The sequence below is a fragment of the Streptomyces sp. NPDC046939 genome (assembly GCF_040644575.1).
GTDB lineage: Bacteria > Actinomycetota > Actinomycetes > Streptomycetales > Streptomycetaceae > Streptomyces.
Window position 1 is genome coordinate 205,662 of record NZ_JBEYWV010000005.1, and the last position, 18,769, is coordinate 224,430.

Genomic DNA, 18,769 nt, shown 5'->3' on the forward strand with positions numbered 1-18,769 from the left:
CGACGCGCCGCGCAAGCGCCCGTCTTCTTCGATATGGCGCTGAGGACCCGCCGTCGCCGCCGCGCTCGTTCAAATGAGTGAGCGTCGTTGGCCGAATGAGGCAGTTCCCCGTCAACGGGCGCGCCGACGAGGCCGGAAACTCTTTCGCCATCCGGAAGCAGGTGCGGGAAATACCAGGCCGCAGCCTTGCGATCGCGGGCCGGTTCGGCACCTTGAGGGGTTTGGGCATCGCTACACTTTGGGGCTCCGACGACGCCGGGATGACCGGCGCACGCATCTTTACCGTTTGTTCTGATCATTTTCCGGGGCAGCTGATGTCCCTGACCCGAGGCGGCCCGATGACTTACGAGCCCATTTCCCTGTCCCCGTACGAGGTTTCCGAATGTCCGCGACAAGCCGGGACGGGCGGGGCTGTGCCGCCCCCGAAGGAAGCGGTCGCCTACGAACCGCCGATGGTGATCGACCTGGGTCATGTCCGTGAGGTGACGCTGGGCAGTTCCCCCAGCGGCAGTGCCGATGCCAACGCCCAGTACTACTACTGAAGTTCCGGAACGCCGTCATGCCCCGACCCGCGGCCCCCGCCGCAGCCACGGACTTGCGCCGCCCGTCTCCTGACCTTCCCCCTCCCGACGGGCCCACCATCGCGGGACTGCTGACACCCGCACCTGCTCCGGCGCCGCGTGGAGCCGCCCCCCTGTGGCCGGGCGAACCCCTGCTGTGGTCCTGGGGGCCGTGGCATCCCGGTGAGGTCCGGACCGCGCAGTGCGCTCACGTCCGGCTGGCCACCGTCGGCCAATGCCTCGCCGACGATATGACCATGCGTCAGGACTTGCGGCGGGCTGTGCAGGACGGCCGCTGGGAACGCCTGACCCGCTGGCCCGGCGCCTACCTGCTCATCCTGGTCCAGGACGACGGCCACCTCACCGCGTACGCCGACCCGGCGGGGCAGTTTCCCCTCTATTACGGACGCCACGGCCACAACACGGTCCTGTCCACCCGGGCCAGGACCGCGGCGGCCCTGGTCGCGACAGCCGACCGACCCGACACGGCCGCGCTCGCTGCCCACATCGTCTGTCCCGCGGTGCCCGAACTGGTGGAAGACCGCACGGCGTACGACGGAATCTGCCGACTCAGCGGCGGCCAGGCCCTGAAAGTCGCTCCCTCCGGTCGCTGTATCCGCTGGACCTACGAGGATCTCGCCCCCGATGCCGGCACACGGCTGGAGGACAGCGCGGCCCACCTGCGGTCAGCCCTCACACGCGCCGTCACCCTGCGCACCGACAGCGCCCCACGGATCACCGCGGACCTCAGCGGCGGCCTGGACTCCACGTCCCTGGCCTTCCTGGCCGCCCGCGCAACCAGCCGGCCGCCCCTGGACGCCTTCGTCTACCACCACCCCGGTGCCCCCGCCGGAGATCTCGCCCACGCCCTGGCCTACGTCGAGCAGACCCCGTCGATCCAGCTCGCCGTGGTCCGGGGTGATGAGAACTCCCTGCCCTACAGCGGCCTGACCGGGCACGGCTGTGCCGACCAGCCCGACCCGGCGGCAGTCATCGGCGCCCGACACCGGCTGCGCCTGGAACACATCGCGCGCGGCGGACCCAGCATCCACCTGACCGGCGAGGGCGGCGACGCACTCCTGGCCGCGCCGCCCTCCTACCTCGGAGACATCGCGGGCACAGCGGGACTGCGCCGGCTCCTGCGCGACGGGCGCGCGCTGGCCCGCATACGGCACCTCTCACCCGCGGACGTCATCCTGCGAGCCCGACGCCTCGCACGCACCCCCTTGCATCAGGCGCTGACCGAACTCGTCTCTCATCTCGACGAACCCCTGGACCACCCGCCGCAGTGGGCCGACGCGGTTGCCTGGTGGCCCGCTCCGGGACCGGAGACGGCCTGGCTGACCAGCCGGGCACGTCGGCATCTGGCAGAACTGGCCGCAGAAAGCGCCCGATCGGCTCGCTCCGCCTCCCCTTCAACCCCCTCGACACCGGGCACCCGAGCCATCCTGTGCGAACTGCGCGCCTCCGCCGCCGTACAGACTCAGTTCACGGCCACAGCCCGCGCGTTCGGCATCTGGCCGCACGCTCCGTTCCTGGACAGCGAGGTCGTCCGGGCCTGCACCCGTCTTGCGTTGCCGCGCCGGATCGACCCGTTCACCGCCAAGCCGCTGTTGGCGGCCGCCCTGACCGGCCTCGTCCCCGACCCCGTACTGCGGCGCAGGACCAAGGGCGACTACGCGGCCGAGAACTACCGAGGCGTCCGCCGCTCGGCGACACAGATCAAAGCGCGGCTCCTGCGCTCCCCACTGGCCGAACTCGGCATCATCGAACCCTCGCGGGTGATCGCCTCGGTGGATCGGGCGACCGCGGGTCTGCCCGCCCCCTTCCCGGCACTCAACCGCCTGCTCGGCGCGGACCTGTGGCTGACGGCCGACGACCATGGACGGGAGCGGCCATGACGCGGCTGAGCGTGTCCGAGCACGTCCGCGAGAGCACCTCACCGCACGGTGGCAGCGTGCTGCTCGACGTGCGGTCAGGCCACTGCTTCGCCATGAACGCCATGGCTCACGCCCTTTGGGAGGAATGGCACCGCAGCGGAAGCTTCGACTCCGCGGTGCTGGTGCTGGCGAGCCGCTACCCGGACCTGTCACACGACCGGATCCGCGAGGACGCCCGCCGTCTCGCCGACGACCTGCTCGGTCTCGGCCTCCTCACCGCGCACGCCTCGAACCGGACACCCTCCGCGGCAGGACAACGCACCTACGGGCACGGTCTGTCGCACGGCGAGGTCCCGCCCGTCACCGCAACAACGCGCCCGCCCGTCACCGCGACAACGCGCCCGGCCGCAGCGCAGATGACCATGGCCGCCGAACGGATGCGGGACGAAGGCGCCCGCTCCCTTCGCGGCGCCGTGACCGCAACACTCGGCCTGGTGGGACTCCTCGGCGCCCTGCTGCTGATCCGGTTGCCGTTGAGAACGGTCTCCCGGGCGGTGAGCTGGACCGCACGCACCTGGTGTCGACGGGAGGCCACGCCGGAACAGGCATCGGCGTCTCTCGCGGCGGTGCGGCGGGCGGCCCGGTGGTACCCCGGACGCGCAGCCTGCCTGGAGTTGTCCCTGGCCACGCTCGGAGCTCTGGCCCTGACCGGCCGGAGCGTGGCGTGGTGCATCGGTACGGCGGACGATCCCTACCGTTTCCACGCGTGGGTGGAGGCGCGGGGAGTCGCCATCGCCTCACCTGACGAGTACGGCGGCACCGAATTCCGCCGTGTTCTGTCCGTGAGCTGATCGGCTGCACAAGCCGGCCAGGCAAACAGTTCCTTGGCGATTTCGTCCCGGCAGCGCGTTCAATTCGTACACGATCGACGCCTGCCGGGGCTCCTACCGGATAGTTCCAAGAACGCTGCGGAGAATTCGAGCGGAATCCCCTTCAACGACCGGACTTTGTGCGCTAGCCTGACAAAGCGAAGGGGCGGTCACCGGTTCCCCGGCAACCGCCCCCGTTGGAAGGGGCCTGCCCGCCCCTCAGACGCGCGGCAACAGCGCGTCGACCAACGTCATGTCACCGTCTCCGTGGCCCAGCACGATCAGGAACACGAGGACGATGAGGATGATGACCACTCGCACGTGCTGCCAGCGCACGGAGACCGAACAGCGGGTGGTCATTGTCATCTTCATACCCATGTGACTTCACCTCACTTCCACACGCGTCGACCCCGGTTCCCGGTAAAGGGAAAACGCGGTGACGACTCCGTGTGAAAACAGTGTTCCCGTCAAGCCGCTGCAAGACAATGGCCTTTGACGGGTCCCCATCTGCCTCATGATTCCCAGCCTGAGGGGCACCGCTTGGCGTCGCGGTTCGATTCGCCGCTTTACAACGAGTGAAAAATGCCGTCGCGACGTGAACCGAAAAGTGGCACCGCTTTCCGTCCATGGCTCCACCTCGACGAGCACCACAGAAGCAGTGCGTCTCGCTCTGCCCAACCGTCAGCGAGCCGCCCTTCGCCCCAACCGCCACCGGAGCACGCGCAGCACCCGATTCGAAGGCGAACGGAGAGTGAGCTCCCCCCGGCCCATCGAATCATGCGCCGCGCTACTTGCGCCGACGCAGTTGTCGCGTACGAGTCGGAGTCCCGCCACTGCCTACATGTGACGGAAATCACATTGCGGGGTCGCCTGCGGGTGCGTCGGGGCGAGTCAGCGGGTGCGCTCGTAGTGGCGACGCGCCTTCTCGCGGTTGCCGCAGACCGCCATCGAGCACCAGCGGGCACGGTTGGCGCGGCTGCGGTCGAGCAGGAACAACCGGCACTCGTCATTGGCGCAGGGGCGCAGCCGGCCGGGCAGTTGCTTCTCGGTGGCGGCCCAGGCGAGAACCACCTCGACGGCCAGCCGGGCGTGCGGGGGAGTCTTGACGGTCCACTGGAGGCCGTCGGACGTGATCTCCGGGACCTGGTGGACCCCTTCGAGCAGCGGGCTCAGCGCGGCGGGCGAGCTGTCTCCACGCACGATGTCCCGCAGGATGTCCCGCGCCTCGCGCAGGAGTGCCAGTTCCGCGAGGCTGCCGTCACCACCGTGCTCCCGCGCCCAGCGTCTGCCTGCGGCCGGATCTGCGAGCGCGTCTCGTTCCTCGCCGTTGACCAGCGGCCTGCTGTTGAGCAGGTCCAGCAGCGTGTCCATCGATTGCCGCTCTCCCTCTAACCGGATCGAGTGCATTGACAGGTTAGCCCGCCGGTGCTTGCATGGCGAGACCTAACCACATCAAGCCTGTAAAGGGGTTAGATATGAGCTCGGTGCGCCACCGGACCGCCCCAGTCGACGGCCATGAGATCTTCTACCGCGAGGCCGGCCCCGCCGACGCCCCCGCGATCGTCCTGCTGCACGGCTACCCGACCAGCTCGTTCATGTTCCGCGAACTCATCCCGCTGCTGGCCGACGACTACCACGTCATCGCACCGGACCATCTCGGCTTCGGGCACTCCGACGCCCCGCCCGTAGCGGAGTTCACCTACACCTTCGACGCCCTCGCCGAGCTCACCTCCGGACTCCTCGACCAACTGGGCCTGGACCGCTACGCCCTCTACGTCCAGGACTACGGCGCCCCCATCGGATGGCGCCTCGCGCTCAAGCACCCCGAACGGATCTCCGCCGTCGTCACCCAGAACGGCAACGGCTACGAGGACGGTTTCGTCGAGTCGTTCTGGACCGACGTCTGGGCCTACGGGGCGAACCCCGGCCCCGACACCGAACCCGCCGTCCGCGCCGCGCTCAGCGTCGAGGCCATCCGCTGGCAGTACGTGCACGGCGTGCCCGACCCGAGCCTGGTCAGCCCGGACACCTGGGAGCACGACTTCGCCCTCGTCTCCCGCGAGGGCAACGACGAGATCCAACTGGCCTTGTTCCGCGACTACCGGAACAACCGTCCGCTCTACCCACTGCTGCACGAATTCCTGCGCACCAGCGAGGTCCCGGTGCTCGCCGTGTGGGGCCGCAACGACGAGATCTTCGGCCCGGACGGCGCGCGGGCCTTCGCCCGCGACGCCAAGGACGCGGAGGTGCATCTGATCAACGGCGGCCACTTCCTGCTGGAGAGCCACCTGGACGTCGTCGCGGGTTATTTGCGCGGCTTCCTCGGGCGGGTGTTGGGCACGTAGGGCGGTGGCCGGGCGTCGGGCGGCATTGGGGTGGGACGGTAGGCGTGAGGTTGTGTGCAGGGGGCACTCATGTGGCAGGCCGGTCGGTTTTCCGCGGGGACCGTCACGGCTCAGGCGCCCAGGGTCCGGAAGCTGTGCCCCGGGCGCCGCACTGTTCCCCCAGGGCCGGAGCGCCCGCCGCGCCACAGCTGCCCCGGTCGGCCCGGCACCCGGACCGCTTGAGGGGGCGGGGGCTTGGTGGCCGAGGGGCGGTCGTCATCACACCGGGGGAGTGGTTGACCTTGCGGGCAGAACCGGTACCGTCGGGGAAGAGTGCTTCGGCCCGAAGGCACGGTGAGGGACCACAACCCCCTTCTGTGGGGGGTTCTTGCGGTATGCGCGGACGACTGCGTCCGTTCGCGGCAGGTGGTCCACAAGGATCCCGCGGTGGCGGGGTCCGCCGACCGGAAGGGCTTGCCCCGTGCACACACACTCCGCTTCTTCCTGCGCGTCCGCCGCGACGCCCAACCCCGCTGCTGCGGTGGGCAGGCAGCCTGCGCCTCGGGGGCCCTCCGTGGAGGAAGAGGCGCTGCGTGGCCAAGTGCGGGCGCTGAACGCGCAGGTGATGAGCCTGCGCACACAAGTACAGGCCCGCACCCAGATCGCCCTGGCGCAGGGGCTGCTGATCGGCCGCTACGAACTCCCTGACGCGCAGGCCGCGTTCGATGCGCTGCGGCAGGTGTCCCAGCGCTACAACATCAAGCTGCACCAGATCGCCGCCGCCCTGACCACCACCCCGCCGCCGAGTCCCGGAGCCCGGCAGTGGCTGCCCGGCCGCACCCGCACCCCCGCGCCGCCCCTCGACGCCCTGCACGCCGGCAACCTGGACCCCGCAAATCAGAGCCAGGTCCTGCGCGCGGCCCTCGAACGGGCCATGACCCTCACCCATGCCGACTTCGGCAACGTCCAACTTGCCGAGGCCGGCCTGTTGCGCCTGGAGCAGCACCGCGGCCATCCCCAGCAGCTCACCGACTACTTCGCGTTCGTCCGTGGCGGCACCGTCTCCTGGCGCGCCGCGGCAACAGGGCGCCAGGTCACGGTCCGGGACGTGGCCACCGCGCCCGTGATCGACGACGAGACCCGGCAGGTCCTCCTGGACAGTGGCAGCCGCGCCGTCCACTGCATTCCCCTCACCGCGGCGGACGGCACCGTCCGTGGTGTCATCTCCGCCCACCACACCAGCCCTCAGCCCGGCCTCGACCAGGAACAACTCGCCCGGCTGGATCATTTGCAACGGGTTGTCGGTGCCTGGCTGCAGTGGCACACGGCCACGATCGTCTGCGACGCCCTTCAGCATCTCCACCACACCGCCACCGCGAGCGCGGGGCCGCCGCGGCCAAGGTCTTGAGCGCGCCGAACCGTTGACCGCCGTCGGGACGGGAAGGCTTGGCGGCCGCCGGGCTGCGAGGTGAGGCGGGTGGCCCCGGGGCCGCAACTGGTCTCAGCCAACCTCCTCGGCCGGGGCTGTGGTCTGTGGCGACACCTTCCCGTCGCCCCGCGAGATTTGGAAGAGTGAGGGCGTGCCCGCAACACCCAGTGGGGAGGCGGCATGCGGCTCCTGCGACGAAACCCGGGCCCCGTCGAGCGCGCCGGACGGTACGGTGCTCTGCGCGCCGAGGCCCACGACCACGTAAGAGATCTTCTCGACGCGAAACGGCGTTCGGTCTCCAAGCCGGTCGAGGTGCCGGGGCTCGGCGAAGGGGCGCAGTTCTCTCCCGGGCACGTCGATGCGCCCGTGCCTCCTGACCTCGGGGCGGCAAAGGAACGGCTGTCGGCCCGCGCCTCCTCGCCGCGGGCGCGCTCGTGGGTGCTGGGCTCCCCGCATGTACCTCAGCGACGCTTCCGGGTCGGCGAGACACTGCACATCGCCACCCCGCCCTACGCCGGCCGCGAGCCCGTCCCCGGGGATGGCACCCTCGCCGACGATCAGCTGGAGTGCACCTCCATGGTGCTGCACTTCCCGGGCACGGACTGGACCTGGGTATCGTTGCTGATCGATTTCGTGCCGCACCGCAGCCTGTACTCCCGGGCCCAGATCCGGCCCTTCCTTCCGTACGTCTACGGATGGCGGATGATCACCGACGGCCCCGACTGCCACGAAAGCGTCGCGGGCGGTTTCGCCATGATGGTGACCAGCCGACGCCTGGACGGCTCCGACGCACAGCAGGACCTGTACTACCAGTACACCGCCTACACCGAGCACCAGAGCGGCACACGCTTCCTGCGAGGCCCTGACGGCGACAGTGACGGGTACGCCTTCCAGTTCGGCAACGAGGCACCGGAGTTCACCGCGCCGGGCGGCCGCTTCTACACCGCGGCCATCTCCGCCTTCGTCACCACCTCCCTCGACGGCCCCATGCCCCCGGCCAGGCCGTTGCGCAACGCCGCCGCGGCGATCAGCGGACGCATGCCCTTTGTCGTCATCGCGCGCCGCTGAGATCCCTTGAGCGCCCACGGGCACCTGGGTGGACCGGCTACCAAGGTGAGTGCTGACACCGCTTCGGCGCGGGTCAGAAGTGCGTGGCGATCCCGAAGACGCGCCGCAGTTCCGCAATGTCGTGCCGGTCGCGTTCCGTCGGCTCGTATCCCTGATGGAAGTAGACCTGCTGCTCGGGGGAGAGGCATGGGACGGACGCTCCCTGGATGGTGCCTGTCACAAAGCAGGAGGAGGGATAGACGAAGGGATGGTCCGGTTCCGGTGACGCCTGCACTGCTGAACCGTCATCACTGAAGACCAACGGATGCAGGTCGATCTCCCGGCCGTCGGGAGCCTCCACGACGAACCGGATGGGCATCCAGTCCAGACTCTCCAGAGTATTCATCTCAACGGACTATGGCAACCGGGCTATGGCAACCGGATGGTGGCGCGCCGCCAGGTGAGAGGGGAGCGAGCCGGTGGAGACGGCACGAGAAAGCCGGCCGCCCCGTCGAGCAGGGCGGCCGGCCGAAGAACAAGAGGCAGATCAGTACCGGCGGCGCACCGCCTGGAAGAACGTGGTCAGCGCGGCGGCGACCGGAAGGAAGAGGAGTATACCGAGGACGGGCAGCACTTCGAGCCAGGCGTCCGTATAGGCGTAGGCGATCAAGGGCGGAGAAGCCAGCGCCATCGCGCCGATCTCGCGCAGACCCGAGGACCGAGTGCGCACGGCGAGGACCGCCCCGGTGGAAGCGAGGACCAGCATCGGCCAGGCGCCGTAGTCCGTGGTCACCGCGAAGACCCCGGTGTCAACGGCGACGACGGGGAACCACGCCACGGCGGCATGGCTCCGGCGGCCACGCACAGTCGCCTGTCGCCTCGTCGATCCGGAGGGCAGGCCAGGACGACCGCGAGGGTCAGCAGCGCCGCGACCGGAGGGGCGACGCCCTCGCCGTACAGGTGAGGAGTGACTGCTCACTGTGCCGCCGTCCCCAGCAGCCCGCACGCGGCCAGGCCCGCGCCCAGTACCCAGCGGCCGGTCAAGGCGATGATCGCGCCGACGCACACCAGGGCGGAGAGGAGCAGATACAGGGTCCACGACCCCTCCAAGGCGGCGAGTTGTACCCGCACCGGGGCCGGCGAGCGCACAAGTCCGGCGTACCAGCGCGTCAGCCGCAACCCGCTGTGCACGGCGGCGGCCGCCAGCGTGAACGGGGCAGCGTCGGCGAACAGTTGACCCGCCTGCGAGGCCGAGTCCAGCCTCAGCCGCACCCGCAGGGCGTGCGCGGCCAGGTCGGCGTCCGCACGCAACCGCACCGCACGCGGCAGGCCCGCCGTCATCTCCCGGTGCACATCGACGATCTCCTGCCCGTAAGCGGCCCGGTAGGCAGCCGGATACAGGCGGACCAGTACATCGACGATCACGTCAGCGCCGTCGCACCGTCGGCCAGTCGCCGCCTGACCTCCCGAGCAGTGGCGGCCAGCCGCTCCGCCTCCTCCTCCAGCCTCTCCCTCCCGGCCGGAGCCAGAGCGAAGATGCGTCGCGCCCGGCCGCCCACCACTTCTTCGCGCTCGACCTGGATCAGCCCTTCTGTCAGGAGCCGGTCCAGAGCCCCGTAGAGCGCCCCGGTACGCGGCACCACCCGGCCGTCGGTCATCGCCTTGACCTCCTGGGCGGCGGCATAACCGTGACGCGGCGCATTGGCCAACGCCGTCAGCAGCAGCAATGCCAGCTCCTGCATCCCTCGCTCACTCATGGCAACAGAGTATTCCGTCCGACGGACGACGGACGACGGACGACTGGAGGCGGCGGGCGACCGACAGCCGCGACGAACAAGGGTGGTGACGCCGTCACCAGTGTGAGCGACGCCTTCTCGCGCGGTACGCCGCAGTGGACTGTTGATCTCGCAAGGTCGAGACCAGCAGAAAGGCGCGACAGTCGTGGAGCCGGATCAGGTGGCCCCGGTGCGCGAGCACGGAAGGGGCGGTGGACGCGGGGCTCACCGCGCTCGTCCACTACCTCCGCGGCGATGCGGCCGCCGAAGCCGAGGCATCACTGGCCTGTCGGCCCGCACCGGCAAAGCCGAGGAGCGGCCCGCTCGCACGGCCGCCGTGACGCGCAGGGGCGCGAACGACCAAGCACACGCGCGAGTGGAGTCCGTAGGCCGGGCTCTGGCCGAGGTGCTTGCGAAGCCCCCGGGCCAAGCAACACACGTACTTCCGCCCACTCGGCACTGACGGTCTCCTCACGGTCGCCGCGCCCACCACCATCACCATTGAGGACAAGCGATGACACGCACACGCACCATCGAGAACCTGATCGGAACCTTTTATGCGGCGTTCAGCGGCAAGCCCGAGCTCCTCGACGACATCGTCGCCGACGACTGGGACGACATCCCGCTGGGCCCGGGCCAGACCCCGGGCAGGGTCGGCGCCGCGCCACTGATCAAGGGCGTCAACGAGGCATTCAGCGACTTCCGCATCGTGGTTCACCAGATCGTCGACGGCCGAGGTCCCGACGGCAACGGGTTCGTCGGCGTGCGCGGCGAGATGCGCGGCGTGCACAGCGGCGAAATCTTCGGCGTCGCGGCGACCGGGCGGGAGGTCCACGTCAGGATCCACGAGTTCCACGAACTGGTCGACGGACGCATCGCCCGCACCTGGCATCTGGAGGACTGGCTCGACTGGTTCCGGCAGGTGGACGCCTCGCCCGCCCGCTGAAGCAACGACACGAGAGAGCACACCCATGAAGGCATTGCAGTACACCGCGTACGGCCGCGGCCCGGTGGTCAACGATGTTCCCGAGCCGGTCCCCGGGCCGGGCGAGGTCCTGGTCCGGGTCGCCGGAGCGGCCCTGAACCCGCTCGACGTCAAGATCGGCGCGGGCCACGTCCAGGAGTTCTTCCCGATCACCTTTCCCTCGACCGTGGGCACTGACCTCGCGGGTACGGTGGAGCGGCTCGGACCCGGCGTCACGAGCTGGAGCACCGGCGACGCGGTGGTCACCCGTACCGATCCGACCGTCGGCGGAGCCGTCGCGGAGTACGCCGTGGTCCCGGCGACGAGTCTGGTGGCGGCGCCGACCACGATTCCGCTCGACACCGCCGCCGGCCTGGCCACGGCCGCGGCGACCGCATGGCAGGCGGTCACCGAGATCGCGGAGCTGAAGCCTGGCCAGAAAGTGCTCGTGCACGCAGGTGCCGGGGGCGTCGGCAGCTTCGTCATCCAGATGGCCCGTCGCGCCGGTGCACACGTGGTGACCACTGCGTCCAGGGCTGGTGCCGAGATCGTCTGGAAGCTCGGGGCCGATGAAGTCATCGATACACCAGCGTCGACTTCCGCACCGCAATATCCGATGTCGATGTGGCCATCGACTCGGTCGGTGGTGAGACGGAGTCCCGGTCGCTCGATGTCCTCAAGCCGGGGGGTCTGCTGGTCAGCCTCCCGGTCCCGCCGGACTTCGAGCGTGCCGCGGCTCGCGGGCTCCGCGCCGAGTTCGTCTTCCACGCCTCCGACGCCGAGCGACTGGCGAGAGTCGTCGCCGTAGCGGACGAGGGCATCGACATCGTCGTCGACCGGGCGGTCCGGCTCAGCGATGCTGCGGACGCGTTCGACCATCTCGCCCAGGGCCACGCCAAGGGCAAGGTCATCGTCCGCCCGTGACGCACCGAAGCCGTCGGGACGCGGGGTTCCCTCGCCCCGACGGCTTCCGCCTTCTTCCGCTCAGCGAAGCGTCGCCCCGCTCTGCTCAGCAGCCTCGATGTCCTGGCTGCCCAGGACATCAAGCAGTTTCAGCTTCTCCGCCGAGTCGCCGCCCACCGGGGCGGTGAACCACAGCAGCCGTTGTGAACCGTCCTCACTCAGCAGGCTGAGGCAGTCGAGGTCGATCGCGCCGAGTTCCGGGTGCATCAGCCTCTTCCGGTCGGCCCGGCGTACGGCGACCTCCTGGTGAGCCCACAGGTCCGCGAACTCGCCGCTCTCCGAGACCAACCGCCGGATCAGTCCGCGCACTTCGCTGTCGCCGCCGCGGCGCGCGGAGACCGCCCGCAGGTCGGCCACGAAGACCCGCGACTGGTGATCGTGTTCGTCCGGGTGGTACCGCAGCCGGGCCTCGGGGTCGGTGAACCAGCGGTACAGGAAGCCGGCCTTGATGCCCTTCGTCCTGGGGATCGGTCCGAGCAGCGCAGCAGCGAGGCGGTTCTGCACCAACGTCGCGTGCAGGTCGGTGATCACCGCCGCGGGGGTGGTCGGCAGGCGTTCCAGCAGGTCGAGCATCCCCGGGTGGATGTGCGCCGACGGCCCTTGTCGCGGAGGCAGCGGGCGACCGGCCAGATGGTAGAGATGTTCACGCTCGTCCGCCGTCAGCCGCAGGGCCCGCGCCAGCGCGGCCACCATCTGTTCGGACGGCTGTGCGCCCCGGCCCTGTTCCAACTGGTTGTAGTAGTCGACCGAGGCCCCGGCCAAGACGGCGACCTCATCGCGGCGCAGCCCCGGCACCCGGCGTTGTGTCGACTCGGGAAACCCCACCTCGCCGGGGCGGATGCGATCGCGTCGCGACTTCAGAAACTCACCGAATGCAGCCAGATCCATACCGGGCATTCTGAACCGGCGGGTCGCGCCGAGGCAGGGGACGCCGTCACCACCCTCAGCGCATTGCGCTGTCCGAACCGGCCCCCGGGCACCCGCACCCCCTTGACATGTGCGTGCCACGCGAGTCTGATGTGGTTGCTTTCGTTCGCCCTTGTTGATTTGTGCGCCACATTCCTCGCCTAGGAGCCGCAGATGCCGCACACGCCGCACATGCACAGCGAACAGCACAGTTTCAGACAACGTCTCGCGGCCTCGGTCGCCTCGCTCACCTTGGCGGCCGGTGGCCTGACCGGCGCCGCCCTCGTGACCACGGGAATCGCGGCGGGTACGCAGATCGCGGCCGTGACCGCCGCACCGCAGGCCGCCGCGCTGGAGAACGGCCTCGCCCGGACTCCGCAGATGGGCTTCAACAACTGGAACACCACGGGATGCGGGAAGCAGTTCAACGAGGCGATGGTCAAAGGCATCGCCGACACCTTCGTGGAGAAGGGCCTCAAGGACGCCGGCTACACCTACGTCAACCTCGACGACTGCTGGGCCCTGCCCCAGCGCAACTCCGCAGGCAACCTGGTCCCCGACCCCGTACGGTTCCCCAACGGCATCAAGGCCGTCGCGGACTACGTGCACTCCAAGGGCCTGAAGTTCGGTCTGTACTCCAGCGCGGGCACCAAGACCTGCGCCAACGAGGGGTTCCCCGGCGGCCTCGGCTACGAGACCAAGGACGCCAACCAGTGGGCCTCCTGGGGCGTGGACTACCTGAAGTACGACAACTGCAACAACACCGGCGTCGACGCGCAGACCCGGTACAAGACGATGGGGGACGCGCTCAAGGCCACCGGACGGCCGATCCTCTACAGCATCTGCGAGTGGGGCTCCAACCAGCCCTGGAACTGGGCACCGCCCATCGGCAACAGCTGGCGCACCACCGGTGACATCAGCGACAACTGGTCCAGCATGATCGGGATCGCGCACGCGAACCAGCGCCTGGCCCAGTACGCCAAACCCGGCGCCTGGAACGACCCGGACATGCTGGAAGTCGGCAACGGCGGCATGACCGACACCGAGTACCGCACCCACTTCAGCCTCTGGGCCCAGATGGCCGCGCCCCTGCTCATCGGCAGCGACATCCGCAGCGCGAGCCCGCAGACGCTGACCATCCTGAAGAACCGCGACGTCATCGCCGTCGACCAGGACCCCCTCGGCAAGCAGGGCACGGTCGTCTCCTCCTCCGGCGGGCTCGTCGTGATGACCAAGCAGCTGGCCAACGGCGACCGCGCGGTCACCCTCACCAACGAGAACAGCTCCGCCGCCACCGTCAGCACCACGGCCGCCGCGGCCGGACTGCCGGGCGCCGCCTCGTACAAGCTCTTCAACCTGTGGTCCAAGGCGGTCACGTCGACGAGCGGCACCATCAGCGCCTCGGTGCCCGCGCACGGCACGGTGATGTACCGCGTCTCGGCCGGAACCGGCAGCAGCATCGGTACGACCCACCCGCTGATCAGCGCCTCCTCCCAGCGCTGCCTCGACGCGGAAGGCGCCAGGACCACCCCCGGCACCAAGATCGAGATCTGGGACTGCCACGGCGGCACCAACCAGGCCGTGACACTCACCCCCGTCGGCGAGCTGCGTCTCTACAACGGCACACAGTGCGTCGAGGTCCGCGACAACGGGACCGCGTCAGGCTCCGCCGTCCAACTGTGGACCTGCGACGGCGGCACCAACCAGCAATGGAGGCTGAACCCCGACGGCACCATCACCGGCGTCCAGTCGGGCCTGTGCCTCGACGTCACCGGCGGCGACAAGCCCGCCGGGAACGTGAACGGCACCGCACTGGAGCTGTGGACCTGCAACGGCGGCGCCAACCAGCAGTGGATCCTGGGCTGAGGCGCATCTCCCCACCGCTTCGGGACAAGGGCGTCTGACGGGCAACTGCCACGGTCAGGCGCCCTTCGATCGGCGGCGACCGGACATAAGGACGGTGTAGGCATATGCCTACGGCGAGGCAAAGCGCCTGGATCGGACTGCAAAAAAGTATGTCTAGTCTCGGTTTCGCCTCCCTCGCCTGGGTGAATCGACGCAGGTCAACGAGGTGCCCACACTCTAGGTTCGGCGTGATCGGCTGATGCCGCCGCCCGCTCTGGAGAGACCATGTCCTACACCTCCACGCCCGTCCCCGCCCATGTCGCCGCTCCCGCCGAGACCGCCTTCCCCCGCGAGGAGGGCGAGCCCCGCGCGGTCTACGACGCCATCCGCGACGAACTTCTCCTCGACGGCCGCAGTCGGCTCAACCTCGCCACCTTCGGCACGACATGGATGGAGGACGAGGCGCGTCTGCTGATGACCGAGACGGCGGACAAGAACCTCGTCGACACGGAGGAGTACCCACAGGTCGCGGACATGGAGGCACGGTGTGTGCGGATGCTCGCCGATCTCTGGCACGCACCGGACCCCTCGCACGCCACCGGCTGCTCCACCACCGGGTCCAGCGAGGCCGCCATGCTCGCGGGGCTCGCGCTCAAGCGGCGCTGGGAGCAACGCCGGCGCACGGCGGGCCGCGACACCGAGCGCCCCAACATCGTCGCGGGCGCCAACGTCCAGGTCTGCTGGAAGAAGTTCTGCTCCTACTTCGACGTGGAGGCGCGGCTCGTCCCGCTCGCGCCCGGCCGCCTGCACCTCACCCCGGAGGTGCTCGCCGAGTACTGCGACGACCGCACCATCGGGGTGATCGGCATCCTCGGCTCCACCTTCGACGGCTCCTATGAGCCCATCGGCGACCTGTGCCTCGCCCTGGACGGCATCCAGGCGGCCACCGGCAACGACATCCCCGTGCACGTCGACGGCGCGTCCGGCGCCCTGGTCGCCCCCTTCCTCGACCCGGACCTCCTGTGGGACTTCCAGCTCGCGCGCGTCGCCTCCATCAACACCTCGGGCCACAAGTACGGGCAGGTGTTCCCCGGACTCGGCTGGGCGCTGTGGCGTGACGCGGCGGCCCTCCCCGCCGAACTCGTCCACCACGTCGACTACCTGGGCGGCGAGATGAACACCTTTTCGCTGACCTTCACCCGCCCGGCCTCCCACATCGCCGCGCAGTACTACACCTTCCACCGCTATGGCTACGAGGGCCTGCGCCGTCTGCACCTCGCGTCGCGGCACATCGCGCGCGGCCTCGCGGCCGGGATCGCCGACCTCGACCTCTTTGAACTGCTCACGGAGGGTGACGAGTTGCCCGCCTTCGCCTTCCGTCTCACCGACGGCGCACACGCCCTCGGGCTGCATGAGCGCGGCATCGCGCTGGCCATGCGGGCCCGGGGGTGGCAGGTGCCGGCGTATCCGCTGCCGACGGGCCTCGCCGACACATGGGCGCTGCGGGTCGTCGTCCGGACCGGCTTCACGCCGCGCCTGGCCGCACTGTTCCTCGACGACCTGCGCAACGCGGCGCGGACCGTGATGCGCGCCTCGGTGGACGTGGCGCGCGAGGGCTACGCCGAACGTCTCGCCCCCGCCGAGCTGATCCCGCGCCGACCGTCAGAGGTGACGGGCACGCACGCTCTCTAGCTCGTTGCTCCGGCCGGAGCACACCTTCAGGCGGAGGGTTCGGGGCAGATCTCGATGCCCACGAGGCAGGTGTCGTCGTCGGTGTCGGACTTGCTGTGGGTCAGCAGGACGTTCAGCCGTTGGTCGAGGGTGCCCGCGGGCCCTTGCGCGTTGACCAGGAGGTGGGCCAGGGAGTCCTGCACGGCGGTGTCCCGTCGCTCCACCAGGCCGTCGGTGTACATCAGCAGCGTGTCACCCGGCTGCAGTTGCACGTCGCTCTCCGCGTAAGTGGTATCGGCGATCGCGCCCAGGAGGAGTCCGCTGGTCATGGGCAGGATGGTGGCGTCGTCCGCGCGGATCATGATGGGCGGGAGGTGTCCGGCCCGGGCCCAGCGCAGCATGCGCGTGGTGGGGTCGTACAGACCGCAGACCGCCGTGGCGGTGACGTGGTCGGTCAGATGGTGGGCGACGTTGTTGAGCCAGGCAAGGAGTTGCGCGGGGCCGGCCCCGGTCATGGCGAGCCCGCGCAGCGCGTTGCGCAGGACGACCATGCCGGTGGCGGCCTTGATGCCGTGGCCTGCCACGTCCCCTACACAGAGCAGTACGTGGCCGGAGGGCAGGACGGCGGCGTCGTACCAGTCGCCGCCCACGAGGGACTCCGTCTCGGCCGGGCGGTAGCGGACGGCGACCTGCATCCCGGGGGCCGGGGCAGGGCTGTGCGCCGGCGGCATGATCGCGTGCTGGAGTTGCAGGGTGAGGCGGTTGCGTTCGGCGATCTCCTGCTCGGTCTGCACGAGTTGGTCCCGGGTGGCGGTCAGGGCCACTTCGGTCCAGTGCTGCGCCGAGATGTCCTGGTAGGCGCCGCGCACCAGGAGCAGTTGGTCGTTGGAGTCGAGGACCGGCTCGGCGGCGATGCGGATGTGGCGGGTGACGCCGTCCTGACGCCGCAGGCGGAAGGCGAGGGTGGCGGTGCGCCGGTAGTGCAGGAGGGTGCGCAGGAAGCGTCCGATGGCGACGGCGTCGTCCGGGTGGGCGTGCGCCGCCAGGTCGTGGACGGTGACGGGGCCGTCGGCCGGCTGCCGGCCGTAGAGGGTGAACAGCGCACCGTTCCAGGTGATCTCGCCGGTGGCGAGGTTCTCCTCGAAGCCGCCGACCCGGCCCAGTCGCTGGGCGTGCTGCAGGAGGGTGGCCAGGCGGGCGGTCTCGTCCTCGACGCGCCAGATCATGAGCAGGGCGCTGCCGTGCCGGCTGATGCTGATGTCGGCGACGGTCGCGAGGGGCACCTGGTCGACGAGCGTGGTCAGGGGCATGTGCTGGGTGCGGAAGGACTCCCCGGTGGCGTAGACGCGTTCCAGGTGGTCGAAGAGGCCGCTGTCGGCGACCGCCATCGGATAGGTCTCCAGCAGCAGCGCGCCGTGCAGGGCGCTGCGGGGCCGGCCGGCCGGGTCCTTGAAGCGGGTGTTGGCGTGCAGGATGCGGAAGTCGGTGAGACGGCCCTCGGGGCCGGTGTGGGGGATGAGCACCAGGGCGGCGTCGTACAGACCTTCGCTGAGCTCGACCAGTTCGGCGGCGGACGGGTCCTGGGTGGCCGGGCTGTGCTGGTGGTCGGCGGGGACGGGAGGGTTCTCCAGGGTGTGCGCGCACAGCTCCGCCAGGGCTTCGAGCTGGCGCTCGACCGGCTGCGGCGGGGCCGTGTACGGTCCGGGCCAGCAGACCTCGAGCACGCCGTGGATGCGGCCGCCGGTGCCGGCGCAGACGGCGACGCGTCCGCCACCGGGGCCGTGCAGGTGGCCGATGGAGGGCGGGCCTGCGGCCATCGTGGTCAGGTGCACGGTGTCGCGTTCGGTGAGGGCCTGGCGGGCGAGGGTGGTCACGCCGGGCGGCACATAGCGCCAGCGTGCCGCCTCTTCGCTGCTGAAGCCCGCCTGCCCGCTGAGTGTCAGGGAGCCGTCGTGACCGGCGCTCCACACGGCGACGGCTGTCGCTCCGAGAGGCGCCAGGGCGTGACTGAGCAGGGACTCGGCCACGGCCTGGGTGTCGGTCGCGGCCAGCGCGGCGCTCTCTGTGGTGCGCAGCCGCACGGCGAGCGAGGTCTCCTCGCGAGCGGTGCGGGCGCTCTCGACGAAGTCGGCGGCCACCTGGGCCACATGGTCGCGGGCGGCCTCGTTGATGATGTCGGCGGCCAGCTCCAGTTCGGGCACGCCCGCCTGCTCGGCGAGTTCGGCGAGCTGCCGTGCGGCCTGGACGGGCCCGCAGCGCAGCCGCTCGACCAGAATGCCCTTGGCGAGCTCGATCAGGGCCCGGCCGTCCGCGGCGGTGCGGGCGGCCTTGGCCTCCTCGCGCAGCCGTTGCACCGTGGCGGCCAGCCGCCCTATGGACGAGGCGTCACGGGCAACTGCCGCGGCTTCGCCGTCCTCGGCGGTGGCGGGCGCCGGGGGAGGCGGGGCGGACGCGGCCCTCGCCTGAAGCAGCGCTTCCGCGTCGGCTCCCGTCCCGGCCGAGCCGTGCTCATGAGCACTCATGACGTTGCGGACTC

General features: G+C 70.1%; 17 protein-coding genes and 2 pseudogenes. 11 read left to right on the top strand and 8 right to left on the bottom strand.

From position 1 onward, the window contains the following. Positions 1-95 precede the first annotated feature (95 nt). Genes ABZ877_RS07910 through ABZ877_RS07920 form a run of 3 tightly spaced genes read left to right on the top strand, consistent with a single transcriptional unit; the run spans position 96 to position 3,291 of the window. The gene (locus ABZ877_RS07910; RefSeq protein ID WP_361066145.1) at positions 96-542 is read left to right on the top strand and encodes a lasso RiPP family leader peptide-containing protein; all 447 of its coding nucleotides are present in this window, start codon (positions 96-98) and stop codon (positions 540-542) included. A gap of 17 nt (positions 543-559) precedes the next feature. After that, entirely contained in the window at positions 560-2,461 is a 1,902-nt protein-coding gene (locus ABZ877_RS07915) for an albusnodin/ikarugamycin family macrolactam cyclase (protein ID WP_361066148.1), read from the top strand. Then, a complete protein-coding gene (locus ABZ877_RS07920; RefSeq protein ID WP_361066151.1) occupies positions 2,458-3,291 on the top strand; it encodes a lasso peptide biosynthesis B2 protein in 834 nt (277 codons plus the stop codon). Before ABZ877_RS07915 ends, ABZ877_RS07920 begins: the two co-directional genes overlap by 4 nt. Before the next feature lie 237 nt (positions 3,292-3,528). On the opposite strand, the gene ABZ877_RS07925 is transcribed toward ABZ877_RS07920, so the two are convergent. After that, positions 3,529-3,669, bottom strand: coding sequence for a hypothetical protein (locus ABZ877_RS07925; protein ID WP_361066154.1), 141 nt, complete (start codon positions 3,667-3,669; stop codon positions 3,529-3,531). 531 nt (positions 3,670-4,200) lie between these two features. After that, on the bottom strand, positions 4,201-4,680 hold the full coding sequence (locus ABZ877_RS07930; RefSeq protein WP_361066157.1) for a CGNR zinc finger domain-containing protein: 480 nt from the start codon (positions 4,678-4,680) through the stop codon (positions 4,201-4,203). Positions 4,681-4,784: 104 nt separating this feature from the next. Here ABZ877_RS07930 and ABZ877_RS07935 point away from each other — a divergent pair, with 104 nt between their 5' ends. The 3 genes from ABZ877_RS07935 to ABZ877_RS07945 all read left to right on the top strand — a co-directional run bounded on the left by ABZ877_RS07935 (position 4,785) and on the right by ABZ877_RS07945 (position 8,130). Beyond that, positions 4,785-5,654 carry an alpha/beta hydrolase gene (locus ABZ877_RS07935; protein ID WP_361066160.1) on the top strand — a complete coding sequence of 290 codons (870 nt, stop codon included), beginning with the start codon at positions 4,785-4,787 and terminating at the stop codon, positions 5,652-5,654. A gap of 553 nt (positions 5,655-6,207) precedes the next feature. Further along, a complete protein-coding gene (locus tag ABZ877_RS07940) occupies positions 6,208-7,041 on the top strand; it encodes a GAF and ANTAR domain-containing protein (protein ID WP_361066163.1) in 834 nt (277 codons plus the stop codon). Positions 7,042-7,242: 201 nt separating this feature from the next. Continuing rightward, positions 7,243-8,130, top strand: coding sequence for a hypothetical protein (locus ABZ877_RS07945; protein WP_361066166.1), 888 nt, complete (start codon positions 7,243-7,245; stop codon positions 8,128-8,130). 73 nt (positions 8,131-8,203) lie between these two features. Here ABZ877_RS07945 and ABZ877_RS07950 read toward each other — a convergent pair. From ABZ877_RS07950 to ABZ877_RS07965, 4 genes and pseudogenes are all read right to left on the bottom strand, one after another. Continuing rightward, positions 8,204-8,503, bottom strand: a pseudogene (locus ABZ877_RS07950) (amino acid transporter); the annotation flags it as partial. A 153-nt stretch (positions 8,504-8,656) separates the two neighbouring features. After that, positions 8,657-8,947 (bottom strand): hypothetical protein, encoded by a 291-nt coding sequence (locus ABZ877_RS07955; protein ID WP_361066169.1) that lies wholly within the window; start codon positions 8,945-8,947, stop codon positions 8,657-8,659. A 137-nt stretch (positions 8,948-9,084) separates the two neighbouring features. After that, positions 9,085-9,534, bottom strand: a complete 450-nt coding sequence (locus ABZ877_RS07960) for a hypothetical protein (RefSeq protein WP_361066172.1) — start codon at positions 9,532-9,534, stop codon at positions 9,085-9,087. Then, positions 9,531-9,866 carry a helix-turn-helix transcriptional regulator gene (locus tag ABZ877_RS07965; protein ID WP_361066177.1) on the bottom strand — a complete coding sequence of 112 codons (336 nt, stop codon included), beginning with the start codon at positions 9,864-9,866 and terminating at the stop codon, positions 9,531-9,533. Before ABZ877_RS07965 ends, ABZ877_RS07960 begins: the two co-directional genes overlap by 4 nt. Before the next feature lie 532 nt (positions 9,867-10,398). Between ABZ877_RS07965 and ABZ877_RS07970 the strand changes: the two genes are divergently transcribed. The 3 genes and pseudogenes from ABZ877_RS07970 (at position 10,399) to ABZ877_RS07980 (ending at position 11,772) form a co-directional block, all read left to right on the top strand. Then, positions 10,399-10,830: an ester cyclase gene (locus tag ABZ877_RS07970; RefSeq protein WP_361066180.1), complete on the top strand. Its 432-nt coding sequence runs from the start codon at positions 10,399-10,401 to the stop codon at positions 10,828-10,830. 25 nt (positions 10,831-10,855) lie between these two features. Next, a pseudogene (locus tag ABZ877_RS07975) lies at positions 10,856-11,056 on the top strand (NADP-dependent oxidoreductase); the annotation flags it as partial. A gap of 416 nt (positions 11,057-11,472) precedes the next feature. After that, positions 11,473-11,772, top strand: coding sequence for a zinc-binding dehydrogenase (locus ABZ877_RS07980; protein ID WP_361066183.1), 300 nt, complete (start codon positions 11,473-11,475; stop codon positions 11,770-11,772). Between the two features lie 60 nt (positions 11,773-11,832). On the opposite strand, the gene ABZ877_RS07985 is transcribed toward ABZ877_RS07980, so the two are convergent. Next, entirely contained in the window at positions 11,833-12,699 is an 867-nt protein-coding gene (locus ABZ877_RS07985) for a helix-turn-helix transcriptional regulator (RefSeq protein ID WP_361066186.1), read from the bottom strand. Between the two features lie 399 nt (positions 12,700-13,098). On the opposite strand from ABZ877_RS07985, the gene ABZ877_RS07990 reads away from it, so the two are divergent. Next, positions 13,099-14,583, top strand: coding sequence for a ricin-type beta-trefoil lectin domain protein (locus ABZ877_RS07990; protein WP_361066386.1), 1,485 nt, complete (start codon positions 13,099-13,101; stop codon positions 14,581-14,583). Positions 14,584-14,847: 264 nt separating this feature from the next. After that, the gene (locus tag ABZ877_RS07995; protein WP_361066189.1) at positions 14,848-16,254 is read left to right on the top strand and encodes a glutamate decarboxylase; all 1,407 of its coding nucleotides are present in this window, start codon (positions 14,848-14,850) and stop codon (positions 16,252-16,254) included. A 26-nt stretch (positions 16,255-16,280) separates the two neighbouring features. Here ABZ877_RS07995 and ABZ877_RS08000 read toward each other — a convergent pair whose 3' ends face one another. Then, positions 16,281-18,755 (bottom strand): SpoIIE family protein phosphatase, encoded by a 2,475-nt coding sequence (locus ABZ877_RS08000; RefSeq protein WP_361066192.1) that lies wholly within the window; start codon positions 18,753-18,755, stop codon positions 16,281-16,283. Between the last annotated feature and the right edge of the window lie 14 nt (positions 18,756-18,769).

Bases quoted from the DNA above. Each gene is read 5' to 3' on its own strand.
- ABZ877_RS07935 (WP_361066160.1), top strand. From the start codon at position 4,785: ATGAGCTCGGTGCGCCACCGGACCGCCCCAGTCGACGGCCATGAGATC.
- ABZ877_RS07910 (WP_361066145.1), top strand. From the start codon at position 96: ATGAGGCAGTTCCCCGTCAACGGGCGCGCCGACGAGGCCGGAAACTCT.
- ABZ877_RS08000 (WP_361066192.1), bottom strand. From the start codon at position 18,755: ATGAGTGCTCATGAGCACGGCTCGGCCGGGACGGGAGCCGACGCGGAA.
- ABZ877_RS07945 (WP_361066166.1), top strand. From the start codon at position 7,243: ATGCGGCTCCTGCGACGAAACCCGGGCCCCGTCGAGCGCGCCGGACGG.
- ABZ877_RS07920 (WP_361066151.1), top strand. From the start codon at position 2,458: ATGACGCGGCTGAGCGTGTCCGAGCACGTCCGCGAGAGCACCTCACCG.
- ABZ877_RS07995 (WP_361066189.1), top strand. From the start codon at position 14,848: ATGTCCTACACCTCCACGCCCGTCCCCGCCCATGTCGCCGCTCCCGCC.
- ABZ877_RS07925 (WP_361066154.1), bottom strand. From the start codon at position 3,669: ATGACCACCCGCTGTTCGGTCTCCGTGCGCTGGCAGCACGTGCGAGTG.
- ABZ877_RS07965 (WP_361066177.1), bottom strand. From the start codon at position 9,866: ATGAGTGAGCGAGGGATGCAGGAGCTGGCATTGCTGCTGCTGACGGCG.
- ABZ877_RS07915 (WP_361066148.1), top strand. From the start codon at position 560: ATGCCCCGACCCGCGGCCCCCGCCGCAGCCACGGACTTGCGCCGCCCG.
- ABZ877_RS07970 (WP_361066180.1), top strand. From the start codon at position 10,399: ATGACACGCACACGCACCATCGAGAACCTGATCGGAACCTTTTATGCG.
- ABZ877_RS07990 (WP_361066386.1), top strand. From the start codon at position 13,099: ATGGGCTTCAACAACTGGAACACCACGGGATGCGGGAAGCAGTTCAAC.
- ABZ877_RS07930 (WP_361066157.1), bottom strand. From the start codon at position 4,680: ATGGACACGCTGCTGGACCTGCTCAACAGCAGGCCGCTGGTCAACGGC.
- ABZ877_RS07985 (WP_361066186.1), bottom strand. From the start codon at position 12,699: ATGGATCTGGCTGCATTCGGTGAGTTTCTGAAGTCGCGACGCGATCGC.